Below are 25,389 nucleotides of genomic sequence, written 5' to 3' on the forward strand. Positions count from 1 at the left end.
GCTTCCGGAACCGGTCCCGGCTATAGGAAATCCATGAATTCGTCGCCCGCAAGCCTTGTCGCATCAGCCCCGAACCGGATCGTCAACGGCCTCGGCCTGATGATCGTCGCGATGCTGATCGCGCCCTTTATCGACATCTTTTCCAAGCTTGCCACCGATACCGCATCGCCCACCTTCATCACTGCCGCCCGCTTCGTTTTCCAGGCACTCTGCATGCTGCCGATCGTGCTCTGGAATGGATACTGGCGGACGTTCTCCTGGCGGCTCAGCGTCTTCCATGCGATCCGCGCGAGCCTCATCACGGTCTCCATGGTCTGCTTCGTGGCGACGCTTGCGGTCATGGAAGTGGCCGATGCGATCGCCATCTTCTTCGTCGAGCCGATCATCCTGACGGTGCTTTCCAGCATCTTCCTCAAGGAGACCATCGGCTGGCGGCGTTATACCGCCTGCGCGGCCGGCTTCGTCGGCGCCATGATCGTCATCCGCCCGAGCTTCCAGGAAATCGGCTTCGTGGCGCTACTGCCGATCGTCACCGCCTTCTGCGTGGCGATCTTCGCGATCCTGACCCGGGCGCTGGCGCATCGTGAAGATCCCTGGTCGATGCAGTTCCAGATGGCGCTGTGGGGAATTCCGATCTCGGCCATATTGCTCCTCGTAGGCGACCGGACCGGCATCGCCTTCCTGGCGCCCTCCATACCGGACTGGACGACCCTGCTGTGGCTCGCGGGCGTCGGCGCCTTCGCGGCCCTGTCGGGCATCCTTGCCGTCTATGCCTATCGCGCCGCGCCGGCATCCGTGATCGCGCCGCTGCAATATTTCGAGATCGTTTCGGCAACCCTGTTCGGCTGGCTGGTCTTCGGCGACTTCCCCGATCCGGTCAAATGGCTCGGCATTTCGATCATCATCGGCTCCGGCCTCTACATCATCTGGCGGGAACGCCGCGTTGCCTCCATGAAGCCGGTAACCAGCGCCGCCAAATCAACCGTGACCCCGTGACATGACCCAGACACCCAAAAAACCGCCGCTTACCGGCATCCGCGTCATTGAACTCGCCCGTGTGCTTGCCGGTCCCTGGGCCGGCCAGATGCTGGCGGATATGGGTGCCGACGTCATCAAGGTGGAAAATCCCGATGGTGGCGACGACACTCGCGCCTGGGGTCCTCCCTTCGTCGAAGGCAAGGACGGTGAAAACCTGTCGGCCGCCTACTACCACTCCACTAACCGCGGCAAACGCTCGATCGCCGTCGACCTCAAGACGGAGGAAGGCCAGGACATCGTCCGTCGGCTGGCCGCGACCGCCGACGTGCTGATCGAGAACTTCAAGCTCGGCGGCCTCGTCAAATACGGGCTCGACTACGAGAGCCTGAAAAAGATCAATCCGAAGCTGATCTATTGCTCGATCACCGGTTTCGGCCAGAACGGCCCCTACGCCAATCTCGCCGGCTACGATTACATCGTCCAGGGCATGTCGGGCTTCATGTCGATCACCGGCGAGCCGGATGGCCAGCCGATGAAGGCGGGCGTCGCGATCGCCGACATCTTCACCGGCATCTATGCGGTGACCGCCATCCAGGGCGCGCTGATCCATGCGATGAAGACCGGCGAAGGCCAGCATGTCGACATGGCCCTGCTCGACGTCCAGGCCGGCATCCTCGCCAACCAGAACATGAACTACCTGGTTTCCGGCGAGGCACCGGTGCGGCTTGGCAATGCCCATCCGAACATCAGCCCCTACGAGGTCCTGGCCACCGAAGACGGTTACCTCATTCTCGCCGTCGGCAATGACGGCCAGTTCCGCCGCCTCTGCCGCATCCTCGGCATCGATGGGATGGCCGATGACGAGCGTTTCGCCACCAACAAGGCGCGCGTCGCCAACCGCGTCGAAGTGCGCCGGCTGATCCTTGCGGAGACGTCGAAATGGAAGAAGGCCGAGCTGCTCGCCGCCTGCGGCGACAATGCGGTGCCGGCCGGCCCGATCAATTCGATTGCCGAAATGTTCGACGATCCGCAGGTCAAGGAGCGCGGGCTGCGAATCGACCTCGAAGCGGCCGACGGCACCGTCATCCCGGGCGTGCGCAGCCCGATCGTGCTGTCGGAAACGCCGCTTGTCTATCACCGACCGAGCCCGGCGCTCGGCGAACATACCGCAGACGTGCTGGCGCAACTCGATCAAATCGAAAAAGAGGGGAGAGAAAAATGAACACCGTCATGAAGACCGGAGGGCAGCTCATCGTCGAGGCGCTGAAGGCGAACGGCGTCAAGCGCATCTCCTGCGTGCCCGGGGAAAGTTATCTCGCCGTACTCGACGCGCTGTATGAAAGCGGGATCGAGATCCTCGTCTGCCGCCAGGAAGGCGGTGCCGCGATGATGGCCGACAGCTGGGGGCGCCTCAGCGGCGAACCGGGCATCTGCATGGTCACCCGCGGCCCCGGCGCCACCAACGCGTCGGCCGGCCTGCACATCGCCAGGCAGGACTCCATTCCGATGATCCTTTTCGTCGGCCAGATCGGCCGCGAGATGAAGGAGCGCGAGGCCTTCCAGGAGGTCGAATACCGCCGCGCCTTCACCGAATTCGCCAAATGGGTCGGCGAGATCGACGACGCCCGCCGCATTCCGGAATTCGTCACCCGCGCCTTTGCCGTCGCCACCTCCGGCCGCCCCGGTCCGGTCGTGCTGACGCTGCCGGAAGACATGCTGGTCGAAGAGGTCGAGGCGCCCGAAGCCCGTGCCTACATGCCGGTCGAAAGCCATCCCGGCAAAAGCCAGATCGCCGCATTCGAAACCATGCTGAAGAATGCCGAGCGTCCGATGTTCATCCTCGGCGGCACCCGCTGGAGCGAGCAGGCGGTTGCCGATTTCCAGGATTTCGCCAGCCGCTTCAAGGTGCCCGTAGGCTGCTCCTTCCGCCGCCAGATGCTCTTCGATCACCTGCACCCATCCTATGCGGGCGATGTCGGCATCGGCATCAATCCGGCGCTCGCCAAGGCGGTCAAGGAGGCCGACCTGCTGGTGCTGATCGGCAGCCGCATGTCGGAAATGCCCTCCTCCAGCTATACGCTGATCGATATCCCCTACCCGAAGCAGAAGCTCGTCCATGTCTTCCCGGATCCGGAAGAACTCGGCCGCATGTACCGGCCTGACCTTCCGATCTGCGCCGCCCCTGCGGAATTCGTCGCCGCCCTGAAGGAACTCGACCCGCCGGCCGCCCCTCTCTGGGCCGAACGTAAATCGGCGCTGCACGACTCCTACCTCAAGTGGTCGACGCCGCCGGAGGCCGGGCCCGGCCCGGTCAGGATGGGGCCGATCATGCAGTGGATCGAGGAGAACGTGCCCGACGACGCGATCTTCACCAATGGCGCCGGCAATTACGCCACCTGGCTGCACCGTTTCCACCGCTTCCGCAAATACAACACCCAGTCCGCCCCGACCTCCGGCTCGATGGGCTACGGCCTGCCAGCCGCGGTTGCCGCAAAACAGCTGTTTCCCGAACGTGAAGTCGTCTGCTTTGCCGGCGACGGCTGCTTCATGATGCATGGCCAGGAATTCATCACCGCTGTCCGCTATGGACTGCCGATCATCACTGTGCTGGTCAACAACGGCATCTACGGCACGATCCGCATGCATCAGGAGCGTGAATATCCGGGCCGCGTCAGCGCCACCGACCTCGTCAACCCGGATTTCGTCGCCTATGCCAAGGCCTTCGGCGGACACGGGGAGCTGGTCGAGAAGACGGAAGAGTTCGGCCCTGCCTATGAGCGAGCGCGCGCCAGCGGCAAACCCTCGATCATCGAGGTCAGGCTCGATCCGGAAGCGATCACGCCAGCGAGGACGCTGACCCAGATCCGCGAAAAGGCCTGAAAATAGAAAAAGCCGGCCTATCAGAGCGATAGGCCGGTTTTTTGAATCAATATCGCAGCGATCAGATCGCAGCCGTAACGATGAACTCGACCTTGTACTTCGGTGCAGCGAGCTTGGCTTCGCTGGTGGCGCGGGCCGGCGGGTTGGCCGGGTCGATCCAGGCTTCCCAGACAGCGTTCATTTCGCCGAAATAGGCGATGTCGGAGAGATAGATGATCGTCTGCAGGATCTTCGACTTGTTGGAACCGACGGCTGCCAGCAGACGGTCGACTTCGGCAAGCGCGTCCTTGCACTGGTCGGTGACACTCTCGCCTTCGCCGACCTGGCCGGCCAGATAGACGGTGTTGCCGTGGACGACGGCGGCGCTCATGCGGGCGGCCGGCTCGATGCGCTGGATGCTCATGGAATTCTCCTCAAAAAAATTGAGCTTCGGGAAAAGACCCCGCGCAAAAGGCACGAGGCCGCGGAAAATCTTCAGCCGCGCAGATGCTGGCTCTTTTCGTAGATCGCCGTCGAACGGGCGCCGGACCGGCAGAAGCCGAGCATAGGGCGCGGGAATTCGTCGAGCGCATCGACCATCGCCTTGACGCCCTGCTCATCGACGCCCATGCGGCCGACTGGGATGTGGCTGATGTCGAGACCAAGTTCCTTGGCGCGAGCTTCGATCTCGGCGAAATGCGGCTGGCCCGGCTCTTCGTCGTCTGGACGATGGCAGACGACCGACTTGAACCCCATGGCCTTGATCTGATCGAGGTCCTCGACGGTGATCTGGCCGGTGACGGAATACTCGTCGTTGATCTGGCGGATATCCATGGCTTGAGCCCTCCGTTCTGATTGAGGCGCCAGCATTACGACGGTGCCGCCCGGGCGTCAATCGGGCGACGGCCGCCGGACGGCAGGTCTCAGGCAAAGCAGAAGCGCAGTCCGTATTCGACGCTTTCGCCGGGTTTGACGAAGCCGAGTTCCCCGTTTGCCGCCAGTTCCTGGCGGCTTGCCAGGCGATGTGAAACCGGCTCTATCCCAAGCACATGCGCCGGCGCCTTCTGGTTCCGCCAGACCTGCAGATGCGCAAGCGTATCGGTCCTGAATTTCACCTTCAGCGTCAGTCCGCCGATCGCTGCGATCGGACCGAGCGCAACTTCGGCCCACTGCTCGCCCTCGACGGCCGCCGGGACGCAGAATATGCCGCCTGTCTCACCGCCAAAGGTCCAGGGGAAGCCGCCGTTGTCGAGCATCGCGCCACTCAGCCGGACCCGGTCGTCGAACAGCCAGGCGCCGATATTCATGTGGTACATATGCACCCGCGCGAACGGCTTCGAGCCGGTATTGGTAACCTTGTCCGAGAGACTCACCTCGCCCGTCGCCCCGTCGATCCGCCAATGGCGTTCGAGGAGGGCCGTCTCGCCGGTCGCAAGGGTCAGCGGCACGCGGGCACGGCACTCCGCATCCGGCCCCTGCGCATCCCAGAACAGGATTTCGGCGGGGTGGGAGGAGAAGGATCCGTGCAGCGGAAATTTCCGGCCGTCAGAGGCGCCTTCGATCGCCTCGGGGTGACGAATATGGTCCGGCCCGCAGGTGAAGAGAAAGCCTTCGAGCGAATGATCGATTCGCGGATCTCCGTCGTCCGGAATGGCCCGGCCCGGAGCAAGGTCCACATCGCCGACAAAACAGCCTCCGATATCGAGAACGGAGCTCTGGTCCAGGAAAATCCTCGGTCCGTTGGCGGCGGAAAAAGCCTTCATAATCATTCCCTTCACGGTTTCGTCAAAACTTCTAACCGATCGTGAAGTGAATTTAACGGTGTGTTCATGACGAATTCACTTTTTCCACACTACGGTCAAATTTAACTTGTCTGTGGCGACAGGCGAACGGGCGGGAACCAATGTCCGATTTCCCGATTACGTTTAAGTAGGAAACAAGGAAGTCGGTGACATCGTGAAGCGGCTATTTTTTGCATGCGCAAGTCTGGCGATCTTGACCGCGGCACAGGGAATTCCCTCCGCCGAGGCGCAGAACCGCTACGGCCGCTATCCCTCGGAAACGATGCTCGTTGCTCCCGATGGTTCGATCCTGGACTATGAACCGGATCGCCGTGACGTCATTATCAGCCGCGACGGCATGGGGCGCCGGGTCCTCATCGACCATTTCGGCAATGTCGTCGCGACCGAAATCCGCGGGGAAACCTATCGCCCCAACCAGAGGCAGGAATATCCGCCGGTGCCGGGCGGTTACCGGTCGCTGCGCGATTCGGGCGGTTACCAGCAGGGTGCAGGCGGTTATCGCGACTACCGCGAGTATCGGCCGGGCGAACCAGGCGCCGTTACCGGCGGCATCCCAGGGCCAGGCTCGGTCAGCCGCATGCCACTGGATGACCAGGCCCTCCCCGACGACGATTTGGGCTATCCGCAGGAGGCTTCGATCGAACCGGACCAGCGGCCGGCGGAAACGCTTCTGCCGCAGAAGCCGATCATTACCGTCACCAAGAAGCCGCAGGTCCAGATCGCAGCACTTCAGGTCTTCCTGGACCGCGAAGGCATCTCGCCCGGCGTGATCGACGGCCATCTCGGCGACAACGTCAACAAGGCGATCGCCGCCTGGCAGGAAATGACCGGTGAGACGCTCGATCCGAACAATTCCGAAGACATCATGCAGCGGCTGACCTATTCGGGCGGCCTGCCGATCGTCGACTACACGATCACCCCGGCCGATGCCGCCGGTCCCTATGTCGCGTCGATCCCGGAAGACTATGCCCACAAGTCGCAGCTGCCGGCCATGTCCTATATGTCCGTGACGGAGAAGCTCGCCGAACAGTTCCACATGGACGAGAACTATCTGAAGGCGCTCAATCCCGGCGTCGATTTCACCATCCCCGGCTCGACCATCAAGGTGATCAATCCCGGCCAGCCGAAGGCCGGTCAGGTCACCCGCATTCTCGCCGACAAGGCCAGGAAACAGGTCTTCGCCTACGGCGCGGACGGGCGCCTGGTCGCCGCCTATCCGGCCACCATCGGCTCCACCGACACGCCTTCGCCGACCGGAACCCACACGGTCGAACGTATCGCGCTCGATCCCGGTTACACCTACAATCCGAAGATCAATTTCAAGCAGGGCAATAACGACCAGATCCTGCAGATCCCGCCGGGCCCGAACGGCCCGGTCGGTACGGTGTGGATCGCCCTCTCGAAGCCCACATACGGCATCCACGGCACGCCGGAACCTTCCAAGATCGGCAAGACCAACAGCCACGGCTGCGTCCGCCTGACCAACTGGGACGCAAGGGAACTTGCCAAGATGGTCAAGCCAGGCACGACGGTAGAATTCACCGAGTAAGATCCCGGCACAACCTATCAGCCGTCGGCACCCGCTGCCGACGGCTTTTTGTTTGCCTGGCAATCTGGCTTCAGCCAAAAGAAGCCCTAGTTTTCCGCGAGAAAAATGTACACGGCGGTGGATGGAATGAACTTCCCAACGAGACTCAAAGGCGCCCTGTCCCTCCTCTTCGGACGCGGCGACGATAGAGCTGTCTGCTCCTTTTGTGGTGAAAACCGCCGCACTGTCGAGATGATCATTGCCGGTCCGGCAGCCACGGCGATCTGCAATCGTTGCATCTTCGTCTGCAATCAGGTCATGCTTGAAAATTCCGGCCTGTCTAATTTCCGTCGCCATGCCGAAAAAGATCATGAAAAGACGATCGCGATACCGCTCGCCCATGACGAAGTCCTGCTGGGTGCTCCCGAACGTATCGCGCTCGAGCAGATGCTGCACGTCCTCGTCGCGTCGCTTCCGCAAAGCAGACTGATCGGCTGGAGCTATATGCATTCGCAAGATCGATTCGACCTGCTAACAGTCGAGATCCTGACGACATCCGGAATGCAGCCGAATGAAATCAGCAGCCTCGCCCAGCAGAACTGGCGTCAGATGCGCGACCGGTTCGTCGCCGCGCGCAGCGTTCCGGCCAATCTGGAAGAGCCTGCACTGATCGGAACCGCAGCCGCAGCTACCCAAGCGGCCAGCGCATATGCAAAGGCGGTCGGCTCTTTCGAACCAACCGCCTCTTAATCCACGTCTTGGAATGAACAGAAGTCCAATGGTGATCAGGCCGCGTAGCGGCTCAATCCGAAGAGGCGCGACGCGACGGACCGGGTGATCTTGACGGGCATGAGCCGCATGACTTCCTGCGCATAGGACCGGGCGTTTTCCTTCGCCTTGTCGAGATTGCTGACCTTGGCCTGATCGAGCGTGTGGAGCGTGCCGCCGGTCTCGAAGAGTTCCTTGAAGGCGATGCGTTCGCCGATCGGCGTATCGAGGACATGCACGCCGCGGGCAGCCAGAAGGCCCTTGATGGTCAACAGCGCCTTGGTGGTGACCATGGACGTCACCCGCGTCAGCACCACCGAATGCGGGATCACCAGACCGGCCTTCTCCTTCATGTAGGACAGCAAGTCGAGGATCTGCGCCGCACCCTTCGCGTCCATGGCCGAACCCTGGACGGGGATCATCACGTGATCGGAAAGGCCGATCGCCGTGGTGACCAGCGCATCACGGGCGCCGGCGAGGTCGATGATGAAATAGTCGGTGCGCGATGCCATTTCCCGCAGGTGACACTGCAGCGATGCGAGTGTGACTTCCGATACCACCTCAATGTTGCGCACCGCGCGAGAGGTCTCGAACCATTGGCTGATCCAGCGCTGCGGATCGGCATCGATGACGGTGACGCGAAAACCCTGATGGGCAAGTTCGGTGGCGAGCAGGAGCGCCGCGGTCGTTTTTCCGGCTCCACCCTTGGCATTGGCAAAGGAAATTACTGGCATTTTCGGTCCTCGAACAAGTCTTGAGCCACATCGCTCACGAGGACACCGGGAAGCATGGTGTCATAAGCACATCCTTTCCAAACATGGTTAACGAATTGCAAATTTAGCCACCATTAATATCACTCAGGAGATTTAGCTTTTGGCTGTAAAATGCGGAAAAGCCCGAAGGTTTTGGCCTCCGGGCTTCGTTGACGCCGGTCTTCCTGTGGTTTGGAAGTCTTAAAAGCAGGCGAGGAAAAGCGCCTTGGTATTCTCCATCGTCATGGTGACGGGGTTGCCGCCGCAGCTGGGGTCCTCCATCGCCATGGCCGTCAGCTCATCGATTCGGTCGGGCTTGATCCCCATCGCCGTGAGATTTTCGGGCACGCCGAGTTCCGAGCGCAACGACAGGACATAATCGTAGAACCCGTCGAACCCGCCGGCAATGCCGAGATAGGCCGCGGCGCGGGCGATCTTCTCCTCGATCGCCGGCCGATTGAAGCGCAGCACCGGCGGCATGACGACCGCATTGGTCATGCCGTGGTGGGTGTTGTAGACCGCGCCGATCGGATGCGACAGCGAGTGGATGGCGCCGAGCCCCTTCTGGAAGGCGACCGCCCCCATGGCTGCGGCCGACATCATGTTGGTGCGTGCTTCGAGATCCGCCCCGTCCCTATAGGCGCGCGGCAGGAACTCCTTGACGAGCCGCATGCCTTCGAGCGCGATCCCGCCGGACATCGGGTGGTAGAAGGGCGAGGAATAGGCTTCCAGGCAATGGGCAAAGGCATCCATGCCGGTGCCGACGGTGATCGCCTTCGGCATGCCCATCGTCAGTTCCGGATCGCAGATCACGACGCCCGGCAGCAGTTTCGGGTGGAAGATGATCTTCTTGACATGGGTGGCGGAATTGGTGAGCACCCCTGCCCGGCCGACTTCCGAACCGGTTCCTGCGGTGGTCGGCACAGCGACGATCGGCGCGATCTTCGAGGCGTCGGCGCGGGTCCACCAGTCGCCGATATCCTCGAAATCCCAGACCGGCCGCGTCTGGCCGGCCATGAAGGCGATCAGCTTGCCGAGATCGAGGCCCGAACCACCGCCGAAGGCAACGACGCCGTCATGGCCGCCGTCATTGTAGGCCTTGATGCCGGCTTCGAGGTTGTTCTCGTTCGGGTTCGGATCGACGTCGGCAAAGATCGCCCGGCCGAGGCCAGCCTCTTCGAGCACGTCGAGCGCATGGCCGGTGATCGCCATCGAGGCCAGTCCCCGGTCGGTGACCAGAAGCGGCCTGCTGAGGCCGAGCGTCTTGCAGGCGTCCGCCAGTTCCTTGATCCGTCCGCGGCCCAGCTTGACGGCGGTCGGATAGCTCCAGTTCGCGACGATATTCATTTCGTGACCTTCTTCAGGTGGTAGGATTTCGGGCGGGTCAGGTTGTGGAAACCGAGGACGGAGAGCGAACCGCCTCGCCCGGTTTCCTTGACGCCGGTCCAGACAAGCGCCGGATCGAGATAGTCGGCGCGGTTCATGAACACCGTGCCGGTTTCGAGCTGGCTGCCGATCCGGTTGGCCCGGTCGACATCCGGCGTCCACAGCGACGCCGTCAGTCCGTAGCGGCTGTCGTTCATGTAACCGATCGCCTCGTCGTCACTCTTCACCTTCATGATGCCGACGGCCGGGCCGAACGTCTCTTCCCGCATGATCTCCATGGAATGATCGACGTCAACCAATACTTGCGGCGCAAGATAGGCGCCACCGTCGTCGGCCGGGAAAAGCTTCGGATCGACCAGCGCCCTGGCGCCGCTCGCCACCGCGTCGGCGATCTGCTGACGCACCACCTTGGCGAAGCGCTTGTTGGCCATCGGCCCGAGCGTCGTTTCCTTGTCGAGCGGGTTGCCGAGCTTGTAGTTCGACACCCAGGCGACCGACTTCTCAACGAAGGAATCGTAAAGCGATTCGTGCACATAGATGCGCTCGATGCCGCAGCAGCACTGGCCGGAATTATAGGTCGCGCCATCCATCAGCGTATCGACGGCGGCGTCGAGATCGGCGTCGTCCATCACATAACCGGGATCCTTGCCGCCGAGTTCGAGGCCGATGCCGGTAAATGTGCCGGCGGCGGCCCGCTCGATCGACCGTCCGCCCTCGACCGAGCCCGTAAAATTGATGAAGTTGAACATGCCCTCGGAAATCAGCTTCGCCGACGTCGCGTGGTCGAGGAAGATATTCTGGAAGACGTCTTCCGGAACGCCGGCCTCGACAAAGGCGCGCACCATGCGCTCACCGACCAGCAGCGTTTGCGAGGCATGTTTGATGACGACCGCGTTGCCGGCCATCAGCGCCGGAGCGACGGTGTTGATCGCCGTCATATAGGGATAATTCCACGGCGCGATGACGAACACGACCCCATGCGGCTCCCGTTCGATGCGACGTTCGAACGTGGCGCTGTCCTCGACGCGCAGCGGAGCGAGCGCATCGGCGGCGATCGAGGCGACGTAATTGGAGCGCTCGTTGAACCCCTTGAACTCGCCGCCGTAGCGTACCGGCCGGCCCATCATCCAGGCAAGCTCGGGCACCACTTCCTCGACCATCTCGTTAAGGCGCGCGACGCCTTTCAGCACGAGCTGGACACGCTCCTCGAGCGGCCGCTTCGCCCACGCCTTCTGCGCATGCCGTGCGCGCCCGATAGCTTCGGCGGCCGCTTCCGCCGACATGGCCGGACGCTCGGCATAGACCGAACCGTCGACCGGCGAGATACATTGGATCATTGTCATTGATATAGGCTCCAGAAATTCAGCATTCGAGTGTGCGGACATGCCCCGCAATCCCGTAGGAAAGGATCGCGCGATCGCGCGTGATGATGGTCAGGTCATGCTCCCGGGCGGTCGCGATCAGGATACGGTCGGTGGGATCGTTATGGATAGGAAGTGGCAGAAAGGACGACTCGATCAACGCCGGCAACGATACATCGATAACTTCGGCACCTATTGTGTCGACAGCATCCCGAAACCATATCGTCGCACTTTTGGTTGTGGGCAATCGGCCTTTGCTGACGAGCATTCCAATTTCCCATGCTGACATCGAAGAAACATGCAGAGCACCGTGGCCTGCCCGGCTTCGGCTCAAGGCTACATTGGCATTTTGACTGAGTGGCGAACCTTTCACGATCCATAAAATCGCACATGTATCCAGGAGATAGAGATCAATCATCCTCGTAGACTTTACCCCAATCAGGATCCGCGGGCGCAGTCAGATCGAGATCGTCCGGTATAGTTATTGTCCCCTTCATGCTGCCGTAAGCCGGATGCAACTCAAGCAATTCACCATCAGGACCTTCCATCCAGCGCTTACCGTCCTTGTGAATGATGTCGGCCTCTGTGAACATCTTCACGCCAGGATTGGAAACCGTCAGGCCCGGATCGTGCAGGTAAACTTCCTGCTGTTTCTCTCCGAGGCCGGCCGGCTCACCACGTCTATGGGATGCGACTTCCTCAAGACGAACATCGAGAAAAGCGGCGATCTGATCCTGCTCCTCAGCACTCATATTGCGTTCACCCTTCAGCATCCTCGAAATGGCGCTCGGATCCAGCGACATGAAACGGGCCATATCGCGCAACGATGCGCCCTGCTGTTCAAGCTTTTCGTAGAACCACTTGCTGTCGATCTTGCTCATGGCCAAGTCCTCGCAAAACGTGCCAAAACCATTAGCAAAATGCGACAAAAACTACAACGAAAACCCTGACGTTGCGATTATCTCAAGCCCTCTCGAAACCGCGTGCCACTTCCCAGTCCGTCACGCGGCGATCGTATTCCTCCTGTTCCCACTGGCCGGCGCGGACATAGTGGTCGATGACGTCGCTACCGAAGGCCGAGCGCAGCAGTTCCGAACCGTCCATCAGATCGATCGCCTCGCGCAAGGTCTTCGGGATTTCACGGATACCCCTGCCACCATAGGCGTCGCCGACGAAGGCGGGCTCCAGCGTCATCTTCTTCTCGATCCCGTCGATGCCCGCCGCAATCAGTGCCGCCATGGCGAGATACGGGTTGAGATCGGAACCGCCGACGCGGCATTCGATGCGGATTCCTTTGGACGCCTCGCCGCAGAGACGGTAGCCCGCGGTGCGGTTGTCCTTCGACCAGACGGCCTTGGTCGGCGCGAACGTGCCGGCCATGAAGCGCTTGTAGGAATTGATGTAGGGTGCCAGGAAATAAGTGATCTCGCTCGCGTGGGCGAGCAGCCCGGCGATATAGTGTTTCATCAGTTCCGACATGCCGTGCTCGTTGTCCTTGTCGAAGAACAGCGGCGTCTTGCCGTCGGCGCTCCACAGGGACTGGTGGATGTGCGACGAGCTGCCGGCGGCCGAATAATTCCACTTGGCGAGGAAGGTGATAGCCTTGCCCTTGCCCCAGGCGATCTCCTTGGCCGCATTCTTGATGATCACGTGCCGGTCGGCCATGGTCAGCGCATCGGCGTAACGGACGTTGATTTCCTCCTGGCCGGCCGAAGCCTCGCCCTTGGAATTCTCGACCGGAATGCCGGCGCCCTGCAGGCCGGTGCGGATCGCCCGCATCACTTCTTCTTCCTTGGTAGTCTGGAAGATGTGGTAGTCTTCGTTGTAGCCGCTCGCCAGCTTGAGATTGCGGTAGCCGCTTTCGCGGGCCTGGTCGTAGGTCTGGTCGAACAGGAAAAATTCGAGTTCCGTCGCCATGAAGGCGGACATGCCCATGTCTGCGAGACGCTGGACCTGTCTCTTGAGGACCGCCCGCGGCGAATGCGGCACGTCCGCATGGGTGTGGTGGTCGAGCACGTCGCAGAGGACCAGCGCGGTGCCTTCGAGCCAGGGCAGTTTTCTGAGCGTCGCGAGATCCGGCTTCATCGTATAGTCGCCGTAACCCTGCTCCCAGCTGGTCGCCTTGTAGCCGGAAATGGTCTCCATCTCGATATCGGTCGCAAGCAGGTAGTTGCAGCTATGCGTTTCCTGATAGGCGCTCTCGACGAAATATTCCGCCTGGAACCGCTTGCCCATCAGGCGGCCCTGCATGTCCACCTGGGCGGCGATGATCGTATCGATGCGGCCGTCGGCGACATCGCGTTTCAGATCGTCGAAGGAGTAAATCGGGGTCATGCCTCACATCCGTTTCAAAAGGGTGAACCGCCACAACCTCTCGAGTGTCGTGGCGGCGGGATCATAGGGGCGTCAGCCCGGTCGCGCTTACTTTTCTCCGACAGCCGCTTCCGCCGCAGCGATCTCGGCCTGCCGCTTGGCGATGGCATCGCCGATCGGCGGTCCCATGAAGCGCCGGTTCTCGAAGGCGAACCAGACGATTCCGGTCAGCACCAGGAAGCCGACGGTGATTTCGAGCGCCCAGTCGTTCGGCGGCTGAATGCCGATGAAGAAGATGACGATCATCGAGATGATCGCCAGGACTGCAACCAGCCTGTAGACCGGAATACCCATGTTCCAGGGTCCCATTTTCGGCCATTTCGCCGTGCCGATCGTGAACAGCCCGAGCGCGATCGGCAGGACGAAGGACAGGAACAGGAAGATGACCGTGCAGGAGACGACGATCGAATAGGCCGGCGTGCCGGCAATGGTGATCGCCGAGGTAAACCAGACGAACAGGACGGCGAGGATGGAGCCGGTCCAGATCGCCGCGACGGGCGAACGGTGTTTTGGGCTGACCTTGGCGAGCACCGACGACGCAGGCAGGCCCTTGTCGCGCGAGAAGGCGAAGATCATCCGCGATAGCGAGGTGACGGTAGCCAGTCCGCAAAGCAGCTGCGAGATGAAGATCAGGAAATACAGGATGCTCTTCACGGCCGGGTTCATCTGCGCGTCCATCGCCCAGAAGAACACGTTCCAACCCTGCTTGGCCGCATCGTCCATGTTGGGGATCATCAGTACGAACGCGCACAGCATGATGTAGCCGAACAGGGCGGACCACAGGACGGCCGAGACCATGCCGCGCGGCACGGATTCCGCCGCCTTGACGGTTTCCTCGGATGTGTGGGCCGAGGCATCATAACCGGTGATCGTGTAGATCGGCAGGAGCAGGCCGAGAAGGAATGCCATCAAACCGGAAACGCTCGTCGGCCAGACGAGCGCCGCCCCCTCCGTGCCGGTATAGTTGGCGAAGGTGAAGAGCCGCGCGAAATCGAAGCCGGGGGCTGCGACAAGGCATGCGATCGTCAGGAGAATCGCGGTCGCAAAGATCAGATAGCCGGAAAAGTCGGTGAGTTTCGCGGTCAGACCTATGCCGAAATGATTGATGCCGGCCTGCAGCCCGGTGATGACGGCAACGAAAACCACGCGGTGCGTCAGCGTATCCTCGATGCCGAAAGTCGGCCCGAAGGCGCCGAAGAAGAAATAGAACGTCCCGACATTGATGGCGCCGAGCACGGTGACGAGGCCGAGCAGGTTGAGCCAGGCGGAAAGCCATCCGGTAAAGCGGTTGCCGAGGATCGATCCCCAGTGATAGAGGCCGCCCGCCGTCGGATAGGCCGAGCCGATCTGCGCGAGCCCGAGCGCGAAGATCCCGGAAATCAGGCAGCCGAGCGGCCAGCCGATACCGATCGCCGCGCCGCCGGCGCCGGCAGTCGCCTGGCCCAGCGAGTTGATGCCGCCGGAGAGAATGCAAATGATGGAAAACGAAATTGCGAAATTGGAAAACGAGCTCATGCGACGCTCGAGTTCCTGCGCATAGCCCATGGAATGCAGGATATGGGTATCCTGCTTTTTGTCGCCTTCGGTATAATCGGACATGACTTCCCCCTGTTGGCAGAAAGACCGCGCCATCGCGGCCATCCGGTTTGTTCTTCCCGCGGCGATCGACCGCGGGCATGCGAGCTGCTGCTCCCCGGGTCTTATCTTTGGATGTCTGCGAGGCTTTCCCGCAGCAATCCTGTCAAGAAATCGGCCACGACCCCCTGGCCGGTTTCGTCTGTTATGAGATCGTTCCTGATTTCGATCATGACGTTGAGAAGCCCCGCCGGCAGGGCGTGGACTTCCAGTGTATGGGTTACGCCGTCCGCCGGCCCGTAAGGCTCGTTGCGCTCGACGCGATAGAGATGCGTGTCGGATGCGGCCTGCAGCATCCGGTCGGCAAGCCGACTGTCTGTATCGTGAAGCACGCCGATCTCGACGGGCCGCTCCTTGCCGAAATAGACCGGCGTAAAGCTGTGAATGGTGACGAGCACCGTCTGCAGCCCCCTCGCCCGCCGTGCCGCGATCTCTTCGCGGATGCGGCCGTGGAACGGCAGGTAGAGTGCCGTGGTCCGGCGCGATTTCTCTGCCTCCGACAGGTTCTCGTTGCCGGGGATCCGGAAGATCTCGGACACGTCACGCATGGCGGCAGGCGAATCCGGCGGCCGGTTGCAGTCGTAGAGGAGCCGAGAAAACCGCTGGTGGATCAGCGTCGCGTCGAGGCTCTTCGACATCAGTCGCGAAACGGCAAGTGCACCCGGATCCCAGGCGATATGCGAGGCAAGCGCATCCTTCGAGAGCCCGAGGTCGCCATAGCGTTCCGGCAGGCGTCTCGAGGCATGCTCGCAGACGAGAAGCACCCCTCCCCGGCCGGCTGCATTGTCCACGGCAACGGGCTCGCCATCCGCCTCCGAGAAGAATTCCGACTGGACCAGCATGAACGCGTTCCGGGAAAAATCGTTTAAATTGGATTAAGAAGAGAATTCTTCACTTTCCGGCCGCCGTCAACGTGATTCTGAAAATTTCTCTTCAAACGCACCGTTGACTTCTCTGCAGAAACGATTGTTAATCTTTCGACAACCGGCGAAGACCGGAGGGAACAGCTTTAGTGCCACCAACTGCACGCACCGTATCGGATGTCATTCGTGTTCGCTACGACAGCCTGACGCGCGCGGAAAAACAGTTGGCGGACAGCCTATTGGAGAACTATCCGGTGTCAGGGCTCGGCAGCATCACTGTCATCGCGGAGAACGCGGGCGTTTCGACGCCAACGGTCGCGCGCATGGTGCAAAAGCTCGGCTACAAGGGTTATCCGGAATTCCAGTCGCATCTGCACCACGAGCTGGAGGCAACGATCTCCAACCCGATCTCCAAGCATGACCGGTGGGCGTCCAATGCGCCGGGCACGCATATCCTCAACCGCTTCGCCGACGCGATAACCGCCAATCTGCGCGATACGCTTTCGGCTCTCGACACCACGACCTTTGAGGGCGCGGCTGCACTTCTGCGTGATCGCGACCGCAGCATCTATTTCGTCGGCGGCCGCATCACGGGGGCGCTGGCCGAATACTTCTTCACCCATATGCAGGTCATCCGTCCCAGGACGACCTTGATCTCCACCAATTCCAGTTCCTGGCCGCAGCATGTTCTCAACATGAGCGCCGGAGACGTGTTGGTGATCTTCGACATCCGCCGCTACGAGCAGGAGATGGCGACGCTGGCGGAGGCCGCACGAGCCAACGGCGTCGTCATCATCTTGCTGACCGACGTCTGGGCCTCGCCCGTTGCCAAACATGCGCAGCATACCTTCAAGGTGCGGATCGAGGCACCGTCGGCCTGGGACAGCTCCGTCATTACTCTCTTCGTGGTCGAGGCGCTGATCGAGGCGGTCCAGAGCGCGACCTGGGAGGAGACCCGCGAACGCATGAACTCTCTGGAAGGTCTTTTCGAGCGGACGATGCTGTTCCGCCGGCCGGGCCGCCAGAGCCGTCCCGACTGATTGTCGGGCTCAAAGAAATATGCCGGCAATCCGGGGGTTTATGAGCAAATACTCATCCTCCGGGCTGTCACATACGATACATGAACTGGCTCTACGAGTCGCGCCGAAACGATCCGGACTACCTGAACCCCTAGGAGGATACCTTGCTCAACAAGACCCAACGTCTTCTTTCCCTGACGACCGCCATCGTCATCGCCTCCACCGCCATCGCAGCCGCCGAGCCGAGCGCCGAGCTGATCGCAGCCGCCAAGAAGGAAGGCACGCTGACCACGATCGCCCTGCCCCATAGCTGGTGCGGTTACGGCGACGTCATCGCGGGCTTCAAGGCGAAGTACGGCCTCGAAGTCAACGAACTCAACCCGGATGCCGGTTCGGGTGACGAAATCGAAGCGATCAAGGCCAACAAGGGCAACAAGGGCCCGCAAGCTCCCGACGTCATCGACGTCGGCCTGTCGTTCGGCCCGTCCGCCAAGACTGAAGGCCTGATCCAGCCCTACAAGGTCTCCACCTGGGATTCGATCCCGGCCGACGCCAAGGATGCAGACGGCTACTGGTACGGCGACTATTACGGCGTCCTGGCCTTCCTGGTGAACAAGGACCTCGTCAAGACGTCGCCGAAGGACTGGCCTGATCTCCTGAAGTCCGACTACGCCAATGCCGTCGCGCTCGCCGGCGACCCGCGCAGCGCCAACCAGGCCGTCCAGGGCGTTTTCGCTGCCGGCCTTTCCGGCGCCAAGGGCGACTCCGCCAAGGCCGGCGACGAAGGCCTGAAGTTCTTCGCCGAACTCAACAAGAAGGGCAACTTCGTTCCGGTGACCGGCAAGGCCGCGCCGTTCGCGCAGGGCACCACGCCGATCATCATCGCCTGGGACTATAATGCCCTGTCCTGGGGCCAGAGCCTGAAGGGCAACCCGCCCTTCGAAGTCGTGGTTCCGGCAAGCGGCGTCGTTGCAGGCGTCTATGTCCAGGCGATCTCCGCCTTCGCTCCGCATCCGAACGCTGCGAAGCTGTGGATGGAATACCTCTATTCCGACGAAGGTCAGCTCGGCTGGCTGAAGGGATATTGCCACCCGATCCGCTTCAACGATCTTGCCAAGAACAACAAGATTCCGAAGAACCTGCTCGACGCCCTGCCCCCGGCAGCGGCCTATGAGAAGGCCGTATTCCCGACGCTCGGCCAGCAGGCTGCCGCCAAGGAAACCATTACCAAGAAATGGGATAGCGTAGTCGGCGCCAACGTCGCAAAGTAATCGGAACAAGACTGAGCTCCCGCGCCGCCCCGGCGCGGGAGCTTTCCCGTTCTCCCTGGATGGCCAGCATTCATGACCACCGCTTCCACGTCATTCATCGATCGCCGGACAGTCATCGACTGGCTCGGCATCGTGCCGTTCATGGTATTCGCACTCGCCTTCCTGATTGTTCCGACGCTCTATTTGATCGTCGGCGCCTTCTTCAATCCGGCCGGCGAATTCACGTTTCAGAACATTGTCGATCTCTTTTCGCCTTCCATCCTGAGCGCCTACTGGATCAGCATCCGGGTCTCCGTCGCCTCGGCGCTGGGTGGCGCGTTGATCGGCTTTTTCCTCGCCTGGGCAGTCGTGCTCGGCGGCGTGCCGTCCTGGATCCGCTCCAGCCTGCTGACCTTTTCAGGCGTCGCCTCGAACTTCGCCGGCGTGCCGCTCGCCTTCGCCTTCCTGGCGACGCTTGGCCGGACCGGGTTGGTCACGATCTTCATGCGGGACTGGTTCGGCTTCAATCTCTATTCGACGGGGTTCAACCTCCTCTCCTTCTTCGGCCTGACGATCACCTACATGTTCTTCCAGATCCCGCTGATGGTACTGATCCTGACGCCGGCGCTGGACGGATTGAAGAAGGAGTGGCGCGAGGCGTCCGAAATCCTTGGCGCATCCACGTGGCAATACTGGCGCATGGTCGTGCTGCCGATCCTCTGGCCGAGCCTGATGGGCGCCACGCTCCTCCTTTTCGCCAACGCCTTCGGTGCGATTGCGACCGCCTTTGCGCTGACCGGTGCCTCGCTCAACATCGTGCCGATCCTGCTCTATGCCCAGATCCGTGGCGACGTGCTGCATAATCCCAATCTGGGTTATGCCCTGGCCCTCGGCATGATCGTCATCACCGGTATTTCCAACATCCTCTATATCTGGCTGCGCAGCCGCGCCGAACGGTGGCAGAAATGAAGGCGCACAAAATCTTCGCCTGGATCGCGATTGCCATCGGCGCCATCTATTTCTTCGTGCCGCTGATCGGCACGTTCGAGTTCTCGCTGCGCATGCGGCGCGGCGCCTATTCTTTCGATGCCTACCAGTCGGTGTTTACGGACGCTCAATTCCGCGCCACCTTCGGCTTCTCGATGCTGATGGCGCTGGTGACGATCGTCGTCGGCATGTTCCTCATCGTGCCGACCGCCTATTGGGTCCGGCTGCGCCTGCCGCAGATGCGGCCGGTCGTCGAATTCATCACGCTCCTGCCGCTCGTCATTCCGGCGATCGTCATCGTGTTCGGTTACCTGCGTCTCTACAATTCCTCGTCCTGGATCCCGTTCACCGGCTCGACGCAGGGCACCAACATCCTGCTGACCTTCTCCTACGTAACCCTGGCACTTCCCTACATGTACCGATCGGTCGATACCGCGATGCGGACCATCGACGTGCGGACGCTGACGGAGGCGGCGGAAATTCTCGGCGCCAAATGGCCGACGATCATGTTCCGTTGCATTTTCCCGAACGTCATGTCGGGCGTGCTCTCGGGCGCCTTCATCACGTTTGCGATCGTCATGGGCGAATTCACCATGGCGGCCCTTCTCAACCGTCCGGCCTTCGGTCCCTATCTCCAGCTCGTCGGCGCGAACAAGGCTTACGAGCCTTCGGCGCTGGCGGTCATTGCGTTTGCGATCACCTGGCTCTCGATGGGTCTGATCCAGCTCGTTTCCCGCTTCGGCAAATTGTCGCCGGCCAGGCCTTAAGGAATTTTGATGTCGTTCCTCGTTCTCGAAAGTATCAAGAAGAGTTTCGGCCCGACGCAGGTCGTCAAGGACTTCAACATGTCCATCGAGAAGGGCGAGTTCGTCTCCTTTCTCGGACCCTCGGGCTGCGGCAAGACGACCGTGTTGCGGATGATCGCCGGGTTCGAAAGCCCGAGCGACGGTGCGATCTCGATCAACGGCCGGAACCAGAACGCGCTGAAGACCAACCAGCGCAATATCGGCATGGTATTCCAGGCCTATGCGCTGTTTCCGAACATGAACGTATTCGACAACGTCGCCTTCGGTTTGAAGGTCGCCGGCAAGTCCAAGACGGAGATCGAAACACGCGTCAAGGAGATGCTGAAGCTGATCAGCCTCGACCATCTGGCCGACCGTTATCCCTACCAGATGTCCGGCGGCCAGCAGCAGCGCGTGGCGCTCGCCCGCGCGCTTGCGCCAAAGCCGCAGGTGCTGCTGCTCGACGAGCCGTTGTCGGCGCTCGACGCCAAGATCCGTGTTTCATTGCGCGAGGAGATCCGTGAAATCCAGCGCCAGCTCGGCATCACCACCGTCTTCGTGACGCACGACCAGGAAGAGGCCCTGTCGATCTCCGACCGCGTCGTCGTCATGAATGCCGGTCGCGCCGACCAGATCGGCACGCCGTCGGAAATCTACAATCGTCCGACCACCCGTTTCGTCGCCTCCTTCGTCGGCACGCTCAACATCATCGAGGCGACCGTCGTCGATCCGGCGGCCAACACCGTCAAGGTCGGCGAAAACACCATCAGGCTGAGGGAATCGATCGGCGCGCTGAAGGGCGGCGAGAAGCTGTCGATCGCGCTGCGCCCGGAAGCTGGTTCGCTCCTGGAAAATGCCAAGGGCGACACGTCGCTCACCGGCCAGGTCCTCTCCTCGCATTTCCTGGGCTCGGTCATCCGCACCAAGCTCGATGTCGGCGGAAACCAGATTTCCTTCGACATGTTCAATTCGCCGGATGCGGTCCTGCCGCAGTCGGGCGAAACCCTGACGCTGCGCTTCAACGCCCACGACTTCCTGATCATCCGAGACTGATCGCGGAGGACGGACGGGCCGCAGACGAAAACGGCATCCTCGCGGATGCCGTTTTGCATTTGAGCCGTATCTGGCGGCGGCCTCCTCAGGCCGCGTCGTCGACCGCATCCTGGCCGGACGTCGGCACGTAGTTGAGGACCGGCCCGAGCCAGCGCTCCACTTCCTCGACCGACATTCCCTTGCGCTTGGCATAGTCCTCGACCTGGTCGCGCTCGATCTTGGCGACGCCGAAATAATAGGATGCCGGATGGCCGATATAGAGGCCGGAGACCGACGAGCCGGGCCACATCGCGTAGCTTTCCGTCAAGACGACGCCGGTCGCCTCTTCCGCGTCGAGCAGCCGGAACAGCGTCGCCTTTTCCGTATGGTCGGGCTGGGCCGGATAACCAGGCGCCGGGCGGATGCCGTGATAGGCCTCGGTGATCAGCTCTTCCGCCGAGAACGTCTCGTCGGCCGCATAACCCCAGAATTCCTTGCGGACCTGCTCGTGCATGCATTCGGCGAAGGCTTCCGCGAAGCGGTCGGCAAGCGCCTTGACGAGGATCGAGGAATAATCGTCGTTCGCCCGTTCGAACCGCTCGGCGATCGCCACTTCCTCGATGCCGGCCGTGACGACGAAACCGCCGACATAGTCTTCCAGGCCGGTCGCGACGGGTGCGACGAAGTCCGACAACGCCACGTTCGGGCGGCCATCCCGCTTTGAAAGCTGCTGTCGCAGCGTGAAGAAGGTCGCGAGTTCCTCGTTGCGGCTTTCATCCGTGTAGACGCGAATATCGTCTCCCACCGTATTGGCCGGCCAGAAGCCGATCACCGCCCGCGGCCGGAACCATTTTTCCGTAATGATCTTGTCGAGCATCGCCTGGGCGTCCGTATAAAGCTGGCGTGCCGCCTCGCCCTGCTTCTCGTCTTCGAGGATCGCCGGGAAACGGCCCTTCAGTTCCCATGTCTGGAAGAACGGGGTCCAGTCGATGTATTTCGCCAGTTCCGCCAGATCGTAGGTCTCGAACACCTTCGTGCCGGTGAACTGCGGCTTCTTGGGCTGATAGGAAGACCAATCGATCTTTTCGGCATTGGCCCGCGCACGCGCGATCGGGAGACGTGTCTTTTCCGCCTCCGAGCGAGCATGTGCGGCGGCAACCTTGGCATATTCCGCCTGTACCGTGCTGATATAGTTCGATTTTCCGTCCTCGGACAGAAGCGCGGACACGACGCCGACCGCGCGGCTGGCATCCGTCACGTAGATCGCCTGGCCGCGATTGTAGCGCGGGTGGATCTTGACCGCGGTATGCACGCGGCTGGTCGTCGCGCCGCCGATAAGAAGCGGAATGTCGAAACCCTGGCGCTCCATTTCCGAAGCCACATGCGCCATCTCGTCGAGCGACGGAGTGATCAGGCCGGAAAGCCCGATGATATCGACCTTCTCGGCAATCGCCGTTTCCAGGATCTTGGTCGCCGGCACCATCACGCCGAGATCGATGATCTCGTAATTGTTGCAGGCGAGCACGACCCCGACGATGTTCTTGCCGATGTCGTGGACGTCGCCCTTGACGGTCGCCATCAGCACCTTGCCGGCCGATTTTTTCTGGTCGCCGCCATTGAGGCGCTTTTCCTCTTCCATATAGGGCAGAAGCACGGCGACGGCCTGCTTCATGACGCGGGCGGATTTCACCACCTGCGGCAGGAACATCTTGCCCGAGCCGAACAGGTCGCCGACCACGTTCATGCCGGCCATCAGCGGGCCCTCGATCACATGCAGAGGCCGCTCCGCATTCTGGCGCGCCTCCTCGGTATCGCCCTCGATGAACTCGTTGATGCCGTTGACCAGCGCATGCGAAAGGCGCTTCTCCACCGGCCATTCGCGCCAGGCGAGATCTCTCTCCTTGGCTTCCTTGGCCCCGGTCCCACGGTAACGTTCGGCGATATCGAGCATCCGTTCGGTCGCGTCGTCGCGGCGGTTGAGGACGACGTCCTCGCAGGCCTCTCGCAGGTCCGGATCGATGTTCTCGTAGATCGCCAGCTGGCCGGCATTGACGATGCCCATGTCCATGCCCGCCTGGATGGCGTGGTAGAGGAACACGGCATGCATCGCCTCCCGCACCGGCTCGTTGCCGCGGAACGAGAAGGACAGGTTGGAGACGCCGCCTGAAATATGCACGAGCGGCATGCGCTCGCGGATGGTCTTCGTCGCCTGGATGAAGGCGAGACCGTAGCTGTTATGCTCCTCGATACCCGTCGCGACCGCAAAGATGTTCGGGTCGAAGATGATGTCTTCCGGCGGGAAATCCGCCTCTTCGGTCAAAAGCTTATAGGCGCGTTCGCAGATCGCCACCTTGCGCTCGTAGGTATCGGCCTGGCCCTGTTCGTCGAAGGCCATGACCACGACGGCCGCGCCATAGTTGCGCAGCAGCTTGGCCTGGGCGATGAACTTCTCCTCGCCCTCCTTCATCGAGATCGAATTGACGACCGGCTTGCCCTGCACGCATTTCAGGCCGGCTTCCATGATCTCGAACTTCGACGAGTCGAGCATGATCGGCACCCGGGCGATATCCGGCTCGGCAGCGATCAGGTTGACGAACTCGACCATCGCCCGCTGCGAATCGATCAGGCCTTCGTCCATGTTGATGTCGATGACCGAGGCGCCGTTTTCCACCTGGTCGCGGGCAATCGCCAGCGCCGCGGTAAAATCCCCGGCGGTGATCAGCTTGCGGAATTTGGCCGAGCCGGTGACATTAGTGCGCTCGCCGACATTGACGAACGGCACGTCCTTGGTGAACTCGAAGGGTTCGAGGCCCGCAAGCGACATGAACGGCCGGTGTTCCGGCACTTCGCGCGGCTTGTGAGGCGCGACCGCCTCGGCAATCGCGCGGATATGCTCCGGCGTCGATCCGCAGCAGCCGCCGACGACGTTGACCAGGCCTTCCGCCGCAAACCCTTCGATCTGGCGGGCCATGTCATCAGGCGATTCGTCATAACCGCCGAACGAATTCGGCAGGCCGGCATTCGGATAGGCGGAGATGAAGGTGTCGGCGACGCCCGAGAGTTCCTGCAGGTGCGGCCGCATCGCATCGGCGCCGAGCGCGCAGTTGAGGCCGACCGTGAAAGGCTTCGAATGACGGATGGAGGACCAGAAGGCCGACGGCGTCTGGCCGGACAGCGTGCGGCCGGAAAGGTCGGTGATCGTGCCGGAGATCATCACCGGCAGGCGGATGCCCTTCGCCTCGAAACGCTCAGCGCAGGCGAAGATCGCGGCCTTGGCGTTGAGCGTATCGAAGATCGTCTCGATCAGGATGATATCCGCGCCGCCGTCGATCAGCCCGTCGAGCTGTTCGCCATAGGCAAGCCTGAGATCGTCGAATGTCACCGCCCGGTAACCGGGATTGTTGACGTCGGGCGAGATCGAGGCCGTACGGTTGGTTGGGCCGATGGCGCCGGCAACAAAACGGCGGCGGCCGTCTTCCTTCTGTGCCCTCAACGCCGCCCGCCGGGCCAGCCGCGCGCCGTCACGGTTCAGGTCGTAGACGGCGTTCTCCATCTGATAGTCGGCCTGGGCGATGCGGGTCGAGGAGAACGTATTGGTCTCGATGATATCGGCGCCGGCCTTGGCGTAGCGATAATGGATTTCCTCGACCGCCTGCGGCTGCGAGAGAATCAGAAGGTCGTTGTTGCCCTGCTGGTGGCAGGCGCATCCGGCAAATCGCTCGCCGCGGAAATGGCCTTCGTCAAAACCCAGGCCCTGGATTTCGGTGCCCATCGCACCGTCGAGGATGAGGATGCGCTCACGAGCCGCGGCCTTGAGTGCCGAGAGAATCTCCGCGCCATCGCGCGCGGCGGCTTCGGGACCAAAGAGTTCGTCGAACATGGCACTGCCCTTCATCATTTCCGGATACCGCAATAACCGCATAAAGATATGTTTATGTCAATATATAACCGGTGTGTCGTGCGATATAGAATAGTCGATGACATGAAACCGGCCGGGCGTTATAGGCGTTC

General features: G+C 61.6%; 22 protein-coding genes. 10 read left to right on the forward strand and 12 right to left on the reverse strand.

Translation table 11 applies throughout. From position 1 onward, the window contains the following. Positions 1-33 precede the first annotated feature (33 nt). Genes ACSQ3G_RS10660 through ACSQ3G_RS10670 form a run of 3 tightly spaced genes read left to right on the forward strand, consistent with a single transcriptional unit; the run spans position 34 to position 3,858 of the window. Positions 34-996: a DMT family transporter gene (locus tag ACSQ3G_RS10660; protein ID WP_436110001.1), complete on the forward strand. Its 963-nt coding sequence runs from the start codon at positions 34-36 to the stop codon at positions 994-996. A 1-nt stretch (position 997) separates the two neighbouring features. Beyond that, complete coding sequence (caiB, locus tag ACSQ3G_RS10665) at positions 998-2,200, forward strand: succinate--glutarate CoA-transferase (protein WP_436110002.1); 1,203 nt, start codon at positions 998-1,000, stop codon at positions 2,198-2,200. Next, entirely contained in the window at positions 2,197-3,858 is a 1,662-nt protein-coding gene (locus ACSQ3G_RS10670) for a thiamine pyrophosphate-binding protein (protein ID WP_436110003.1), read from the forward strand. Before caiB ends, ACSQ3G_RS10670 begins: the two co-directional genes overlap by 4 nt. 61 nt (positions 3,859-3,919) lie before the next feature. Here ACSQ3G_RS10670 and ACSQ3G_RS10675 read toward each other — a convergent pair whose 3' ends face one another. The 3 genes from ACSQ3G_RS10675 to ACSQ3G_RS10685 form a co-directional block, all read right to left on the reverse strand. Continuing rightward, a complete protein-coding gene (locus ACSQ3G_RS10675) occupies positions 3,920-4,261 on the reverse strand; it encodes a RidA family protein (RefSeq protein WP_436110004.1) in 342 nt (113 codons plus the stop codon). A 71-nt stretch (positions 4,262-4,332) separates the two neighbouring features. After that, on the reverse strand, positions 4,333-4,671 hold the full coding sequence (locus ACSQ3G_RS10680; RefSeq protein ID WP_046633474.1) for a protein tyrosine phosphatase family protein: 339 nt from the start codon (positions 4,669-4,671) through the stop codon (positions 4,333-4,335). Between the two features lie 89 nt (positions 4,672-4,760). Continuing rightward, positions 4,761-5,600, reverse strand: a complete 840-nt coding sequence (locus ACSQ3G_RS10685; protein ID WP_436110005.1) for a DUF4432 family protein — start codon at positions 5,598-5,600, stop codon at positions 4,761-4,763. A 193-nt stretch (positions 5,601-5,793) separates the two neighbouring features. On the opposite strand from ACSQ3G_RS10685, the gene ACSQ3G_RS10690 reads away from it, so the two are divergent. Beyond that, the gene (locus tag ACSQ3G_RS10690; protein WP_436110006.1) at positions 5,794-7,188 is read left to right on the forward strand and encodes a L,D-transpeptidase; all 1,395 of its coding nucleotides are present in this window, start codon (positions 5,794-5,796) and stop codon (positions 7,186-7,188) included. Between the two features lie 105 nt (positions 7,189-7,293). Then, the gene (locus tag ACSQ3G_RS10695) at positions 7,294-7,917 is read left to right on the forward strand and encodes a ClpX C4-type zinc finger protein (RefSeq protein WP_436110007.1); all 624 of its coding nucleotides are present in this window, start codon (positions 7,294-7,296) and stop codon (positions 7,915-7,917) included. Between the two features lie 35 nt (positions 7,918-7,952). Here the strand turns inward: ACSQ3G_RS10695 and ACSQ3G_RS10700 are convergent, their stop codons facing one another. From ACSQ3G_RS10700 to ACSQ3G_RS10735, 8 genes are all read right to left on the reverse strand, one after another. Further along, positions 7,953-8,669, reverse strand: a complete 717-nt coding sequence (locus ACSQ3G_RS10700; RefSeq protein ID WP_105424270.1) for an AAA family ATPase — start codon at positions 8,667-8,669, stop codon at positions 7,953-7,955. A 219-nt stretch (positions 8,670-8,888) separates the two neighbouring features. Beyond that, a complete protein-coding gene (locus ACSQ3G_RS10705) occupies positions 8,889-10,034 on the reverse strand; it encodes an iron-containing alcohol dehydrogenase (RefSeq protein ID WP_436110008.1) in 1,146 nt (381 codons plus the stop codon). Then, the gene (locus tag ACSQ3G_RS10710; RefSeq protein WP_436110009.1) at positions 10,031-11,416 is read right to left on the reverse strand and encodes an aldehyde dehydrogenase family protein; all 1,386 of its coding nucleotides are present in this window, start codon (positions 11,414-11,416) and stop codon (positions 10,031-10,033) included. Before ACSQ3G_RS10710 ends, ACSQ3G_RS10705 begins: the two co-directional genes overlap by 4 nt. Before the next feature lie 19 nt (positions 11,417-11,435). Then, entirely contained in the window at positions 11,436-11,852 is a 417-nt protein-coding gene (locus tag ACSQ3G_RS10715; protein ID WP_436110010.1) for a type II toxin-antitoxin system VapC family toxin, read from the reverse strand. Continuing rightward, complete coding sequence (locus tag ACSQ3G_RS10720; RefSeq protein ID WP_436110011.1) at positions 11,845-12,315, reverse strand: helix-turn-helix domain-containing protein; 471 nt, start codon at positions 12,313-12,315, stop codon at positions 11,845-11,847. The genes ACSQ3G_RS10715 and ACSQ3G_RS10720 overlap by 8 nt, the downstream gene beginning before the upstream one ends. A gap of 82 nt (positions 12,316-12,397) precedes the next feature. After that, complete coding sequence (locus tag ACSQ3G_RS10725; RefSeq protein WP_436110012.1) at positions 12,398-13,768, reverse strand: glutamine synthetase family protein; 1,371 nt, start codon at positions 13,766-13,768, stop codon at positions 12,398-12,400. A gap of 87 nt (positions 13,769-13,855) precedes the next feature. Then, positions 13,856-15,406: an amino acid permease gene (locus ACSQ3G_RS10730; protein WP_436110013.1), complete on the reverse strand. Its 1,551-nt coding sequence runs from the start codon at positions 15,404-15,406 to the stop codon at positions 13,856-13,858. 101 nt (positions 15,407-15,507) lie between these two features. Next, positions 15,508-16,284: an N-formylglutamate amidohydrolase gene (locus ACSQ3G_RS10735; RefSeq protein WP_436110014.1), complete on the reverse strand. Its 777-nt coding sequence runs from the start codon at positions 16,282-16,284 to the stop codon at positions 15,508-15,510. Between the two features lie 170 nt (positions 16,285-16,454). Between ACSQ3G_RS10735 and ACSQ3G_RS10740 the strand changes: the two genes are divergently transcribed. The 5 genes from ACSQ3G_RS10740 to ACSQ3G_RS10760 all read left to right on the forward strand — a co-directional run bounded on the left by ACSQ3G_RS10740 (position 16,455) and on the right by ACSQ3G_RS10760 (position 21,399). Next, a complete protein-coding gene (locus tag ACSQ3G_RS10740; protein ID WP_436110015.1) occupies positions 16,455-17,345 on the forward strand; it encodes a MurR/RpiR family transcriptional regulator in 891 nt (296 codons plus the stop codon). A 143-nt stretch (positions 17,346-17,488) separates the two neighbouring features. Beyond that, positions 17,489-18,595, forward strand: a complete 1,107-nt coding sequence (locus ACSQ3G_RS10745; RefSeq protein ID WP_436110016.1) for an ABC transporter substrate-binding protein — start codon at positions 17,489-17,491, stop codon at positions 18,593-18,595. A 72-nt stretch (positions 18,596-18,667) separates the two neighbouring features. Continuing rightward, on the forward strand, positions 18,668-19,543 hold the full coding sequence (locus tag ACSQ3G_RS10750; protein ID WP_046608687.1) for an ABC transporter permease: 876 nt from the start codon (positions 18,668-18,670) through the stop codon (positions 19,541-19,543). Beyond that, the gene (locus ACSQ3G_RS10755; RefSeq protein WP_436110017.1) at positions 19,540-20,328 is read left to right on the forward strand and encodes an ABC transporter permease; all 789 of its coding nucleotides are present in this window, start codon (positions 19,540-19,542) and stop codon (positions 20,326-20,328) included. The genes ACSQ3G_RS10750 and ACSQ3G_RS10755 overlap by 4 nt, the downstream gene beginning before the upstream one ends. A 9-nt stretch (positions 20,329-20,337) precedes the next feature. Further along, positions 20,338-21,399: an ABC transporter ATP-binding protein gene (locus ACSQ3G_RS10760; protein WP_046633449.1), complete on the forward strand. Its 1,062-nt coding sequence runs from the start codon at positions 20,338-20,340 to the stop codon at positions 21,397-21,399. 85 nt (positions 21,400-21,484) lie between these two features. On the opposite strand, the gene metH is transcribed toward ACSQ3G_RS10760, so the two are convergent. Beyond that, complete coding sequence (gene metH, locus ACSQ3G_RS10765) at positions 21,485-25,258, reverse strand: methionine synthase (protein WP_436110018.1); 3,774 nt, start codon at positions 25,256-25,258, stop codon at positions 21,485-21,487. Positions 25,259-25,389: the final 131 nt, after the last annotated feature.

This window comes from Neorhizobium tomejilense (assembly GCF_964254135.1).
GTDB classification, from domain to species: domain Bacteria; phylum Pseudomonadota; class Alphaproteobacteria; order Rhizobiales; family Rhizobiaceae; genus Neorhizobium; species Neorhizobium tomejilense.

Excerpts from the sequence above, each read along its gene's own strand:
- ACSQ3G_RS10660 (WP_436110001.1), top strand. The coding sequence starts at position 34 with ATGAATTCGTCGCCCGCAAGCCTTGTCGCATCAGCCCCGAACCGGATC.
- caiB (WP_436110002.1), top strand. The coding sequence starts at position 998 with ATGACCCAGACACCCAAAAAACCGCCGCTTACCGGCATCCGCGTCATT.
- ACSQ3G_RS10670 (WP_436110003.1), top strand. The coding sequence starts at position 2,197 with ATGAACACCGTCATGAAGACCGGAGGGCAGCTCATCGTCGAGGCGCTG.
- ACSQ3G_RS10675 (WP_436110004.1), bottom strand. The coding sequence starts at position 4,261 with ATGAGCATCCAGCGCATCGAGCCGGCCGCCCGCATGAGCGCCGCCGTC.
- ACSQ3G_RS10680 (WP_046633474.1), bottom strand. The coding sequence starts at position 4,671 with ATGGATATCCGCCAGATCAACGACGAGTATTCCGTCACCGGCCAGATC.
- ACSQ3G_RS10685 (WP_436110005.1), bottom strand. The coding sequence starts at position 5,600 with ATGAAGGCTTTTTCCGCCGCCAACGGACCGAGGATTTTCCTGGACCAG.
- ACSQ3G_RS10695 (WP_436110007.1), top strand. The coding sequence starts at position 7,294 with ATGTACACGGCGGTGGATGGAATGAACTTCCCAACGAGACTCAAAGGC.
- ACSQ3G_RS10700 (WP_105424270.1), bottom strand. The coding sequence starts at position 8,669 with ATGCCAGTAATTTCCTTTGCCAATGCCAAGGGTGGAGCCGGAAAAACG.
- ACSQ3G_RS10705 (WP_436110008.1), bottom strand. The coding sequence starts at position 10,034 with ATGAATATCGTCGCGAACTGGAGCTATCCGACCGCCGTCAAGCTGGGC.
- ACSQ3G_RS10710 (WP_436110009.1), bottom strand. The coding sequence starts at position 11,416 with ATGACAATGATCCAATGTATCTCGCCGGTCGACGGTTCGGTCTATGCC.
- ACSQ3G_RS10715 (WP_436110010.1), bottom strand. The coding sequence starts at position 11,852 with ATGATTGATCTCTATCTCCTGGATACATGTGCGATTTTATGGATCGTG.
- ACSQ3G_RS10720 (WP_436110011.1), bottom strand. The coding sequence starts at position 12,315 with ATGAGCAAGATCGACAGCAAGTGGTTCTACGAAAAGCTTGAACAGCAG.
- ACSQ3G_RS10725 (WP_436110012.1), bottom strand. The coding sequence starts at position 13,768 with ATGACCCCGATTTACTCCTTCGACGATCTGAAACGCGATGTCGCCGAC.
- ACSQ3G_RS10730 (WP_436110013.1), bottom strand. The coding sequence starts at position 15,406 with ATGTCCGATTATACCGAAGGCGACAAAAAGCAGGATACCCATATCCTG.
- ACSQ3G_RS10735 (WP_436110014.1), bottom strand. The coding sequence starts at position 16,284 with ATGCTGGTCCAGTCGGAATTCTTCTCGGAGGCGGATGGCGAGCCCGTT.
- ACSQ3G_RS10750 (WP_046608687.1), top strand. The coding sequence starts at position 18,668 with ATGACCACCGCTTCCACGTCATTCATCGATCGCCGGACAGTCATCGAC.
- ACSQ3G_RS10755 (WP_436110017.1), top strand. The coding sequence starts at position 19,540 with ATGAAGGCGCACAAAATCTTCGCCTGGATCGCGATTGCCATCGGCGCC.
- ACSQ3G_RS10760 (WP_046633449.1), top strand. The coding sequence starts at position 20,338 with ATGTCGTTCCTCGTTCTCGAAAGTATCAAGAAGAGTTTCGGCCCGACG.
- metH (WP_436110018.1), bottom strand. The coding sequence starts at position 25,258 with ATGTTCGACGAACTCTTTGGTCCCGAAGCCGCCGCGCGCGATGGCGCG.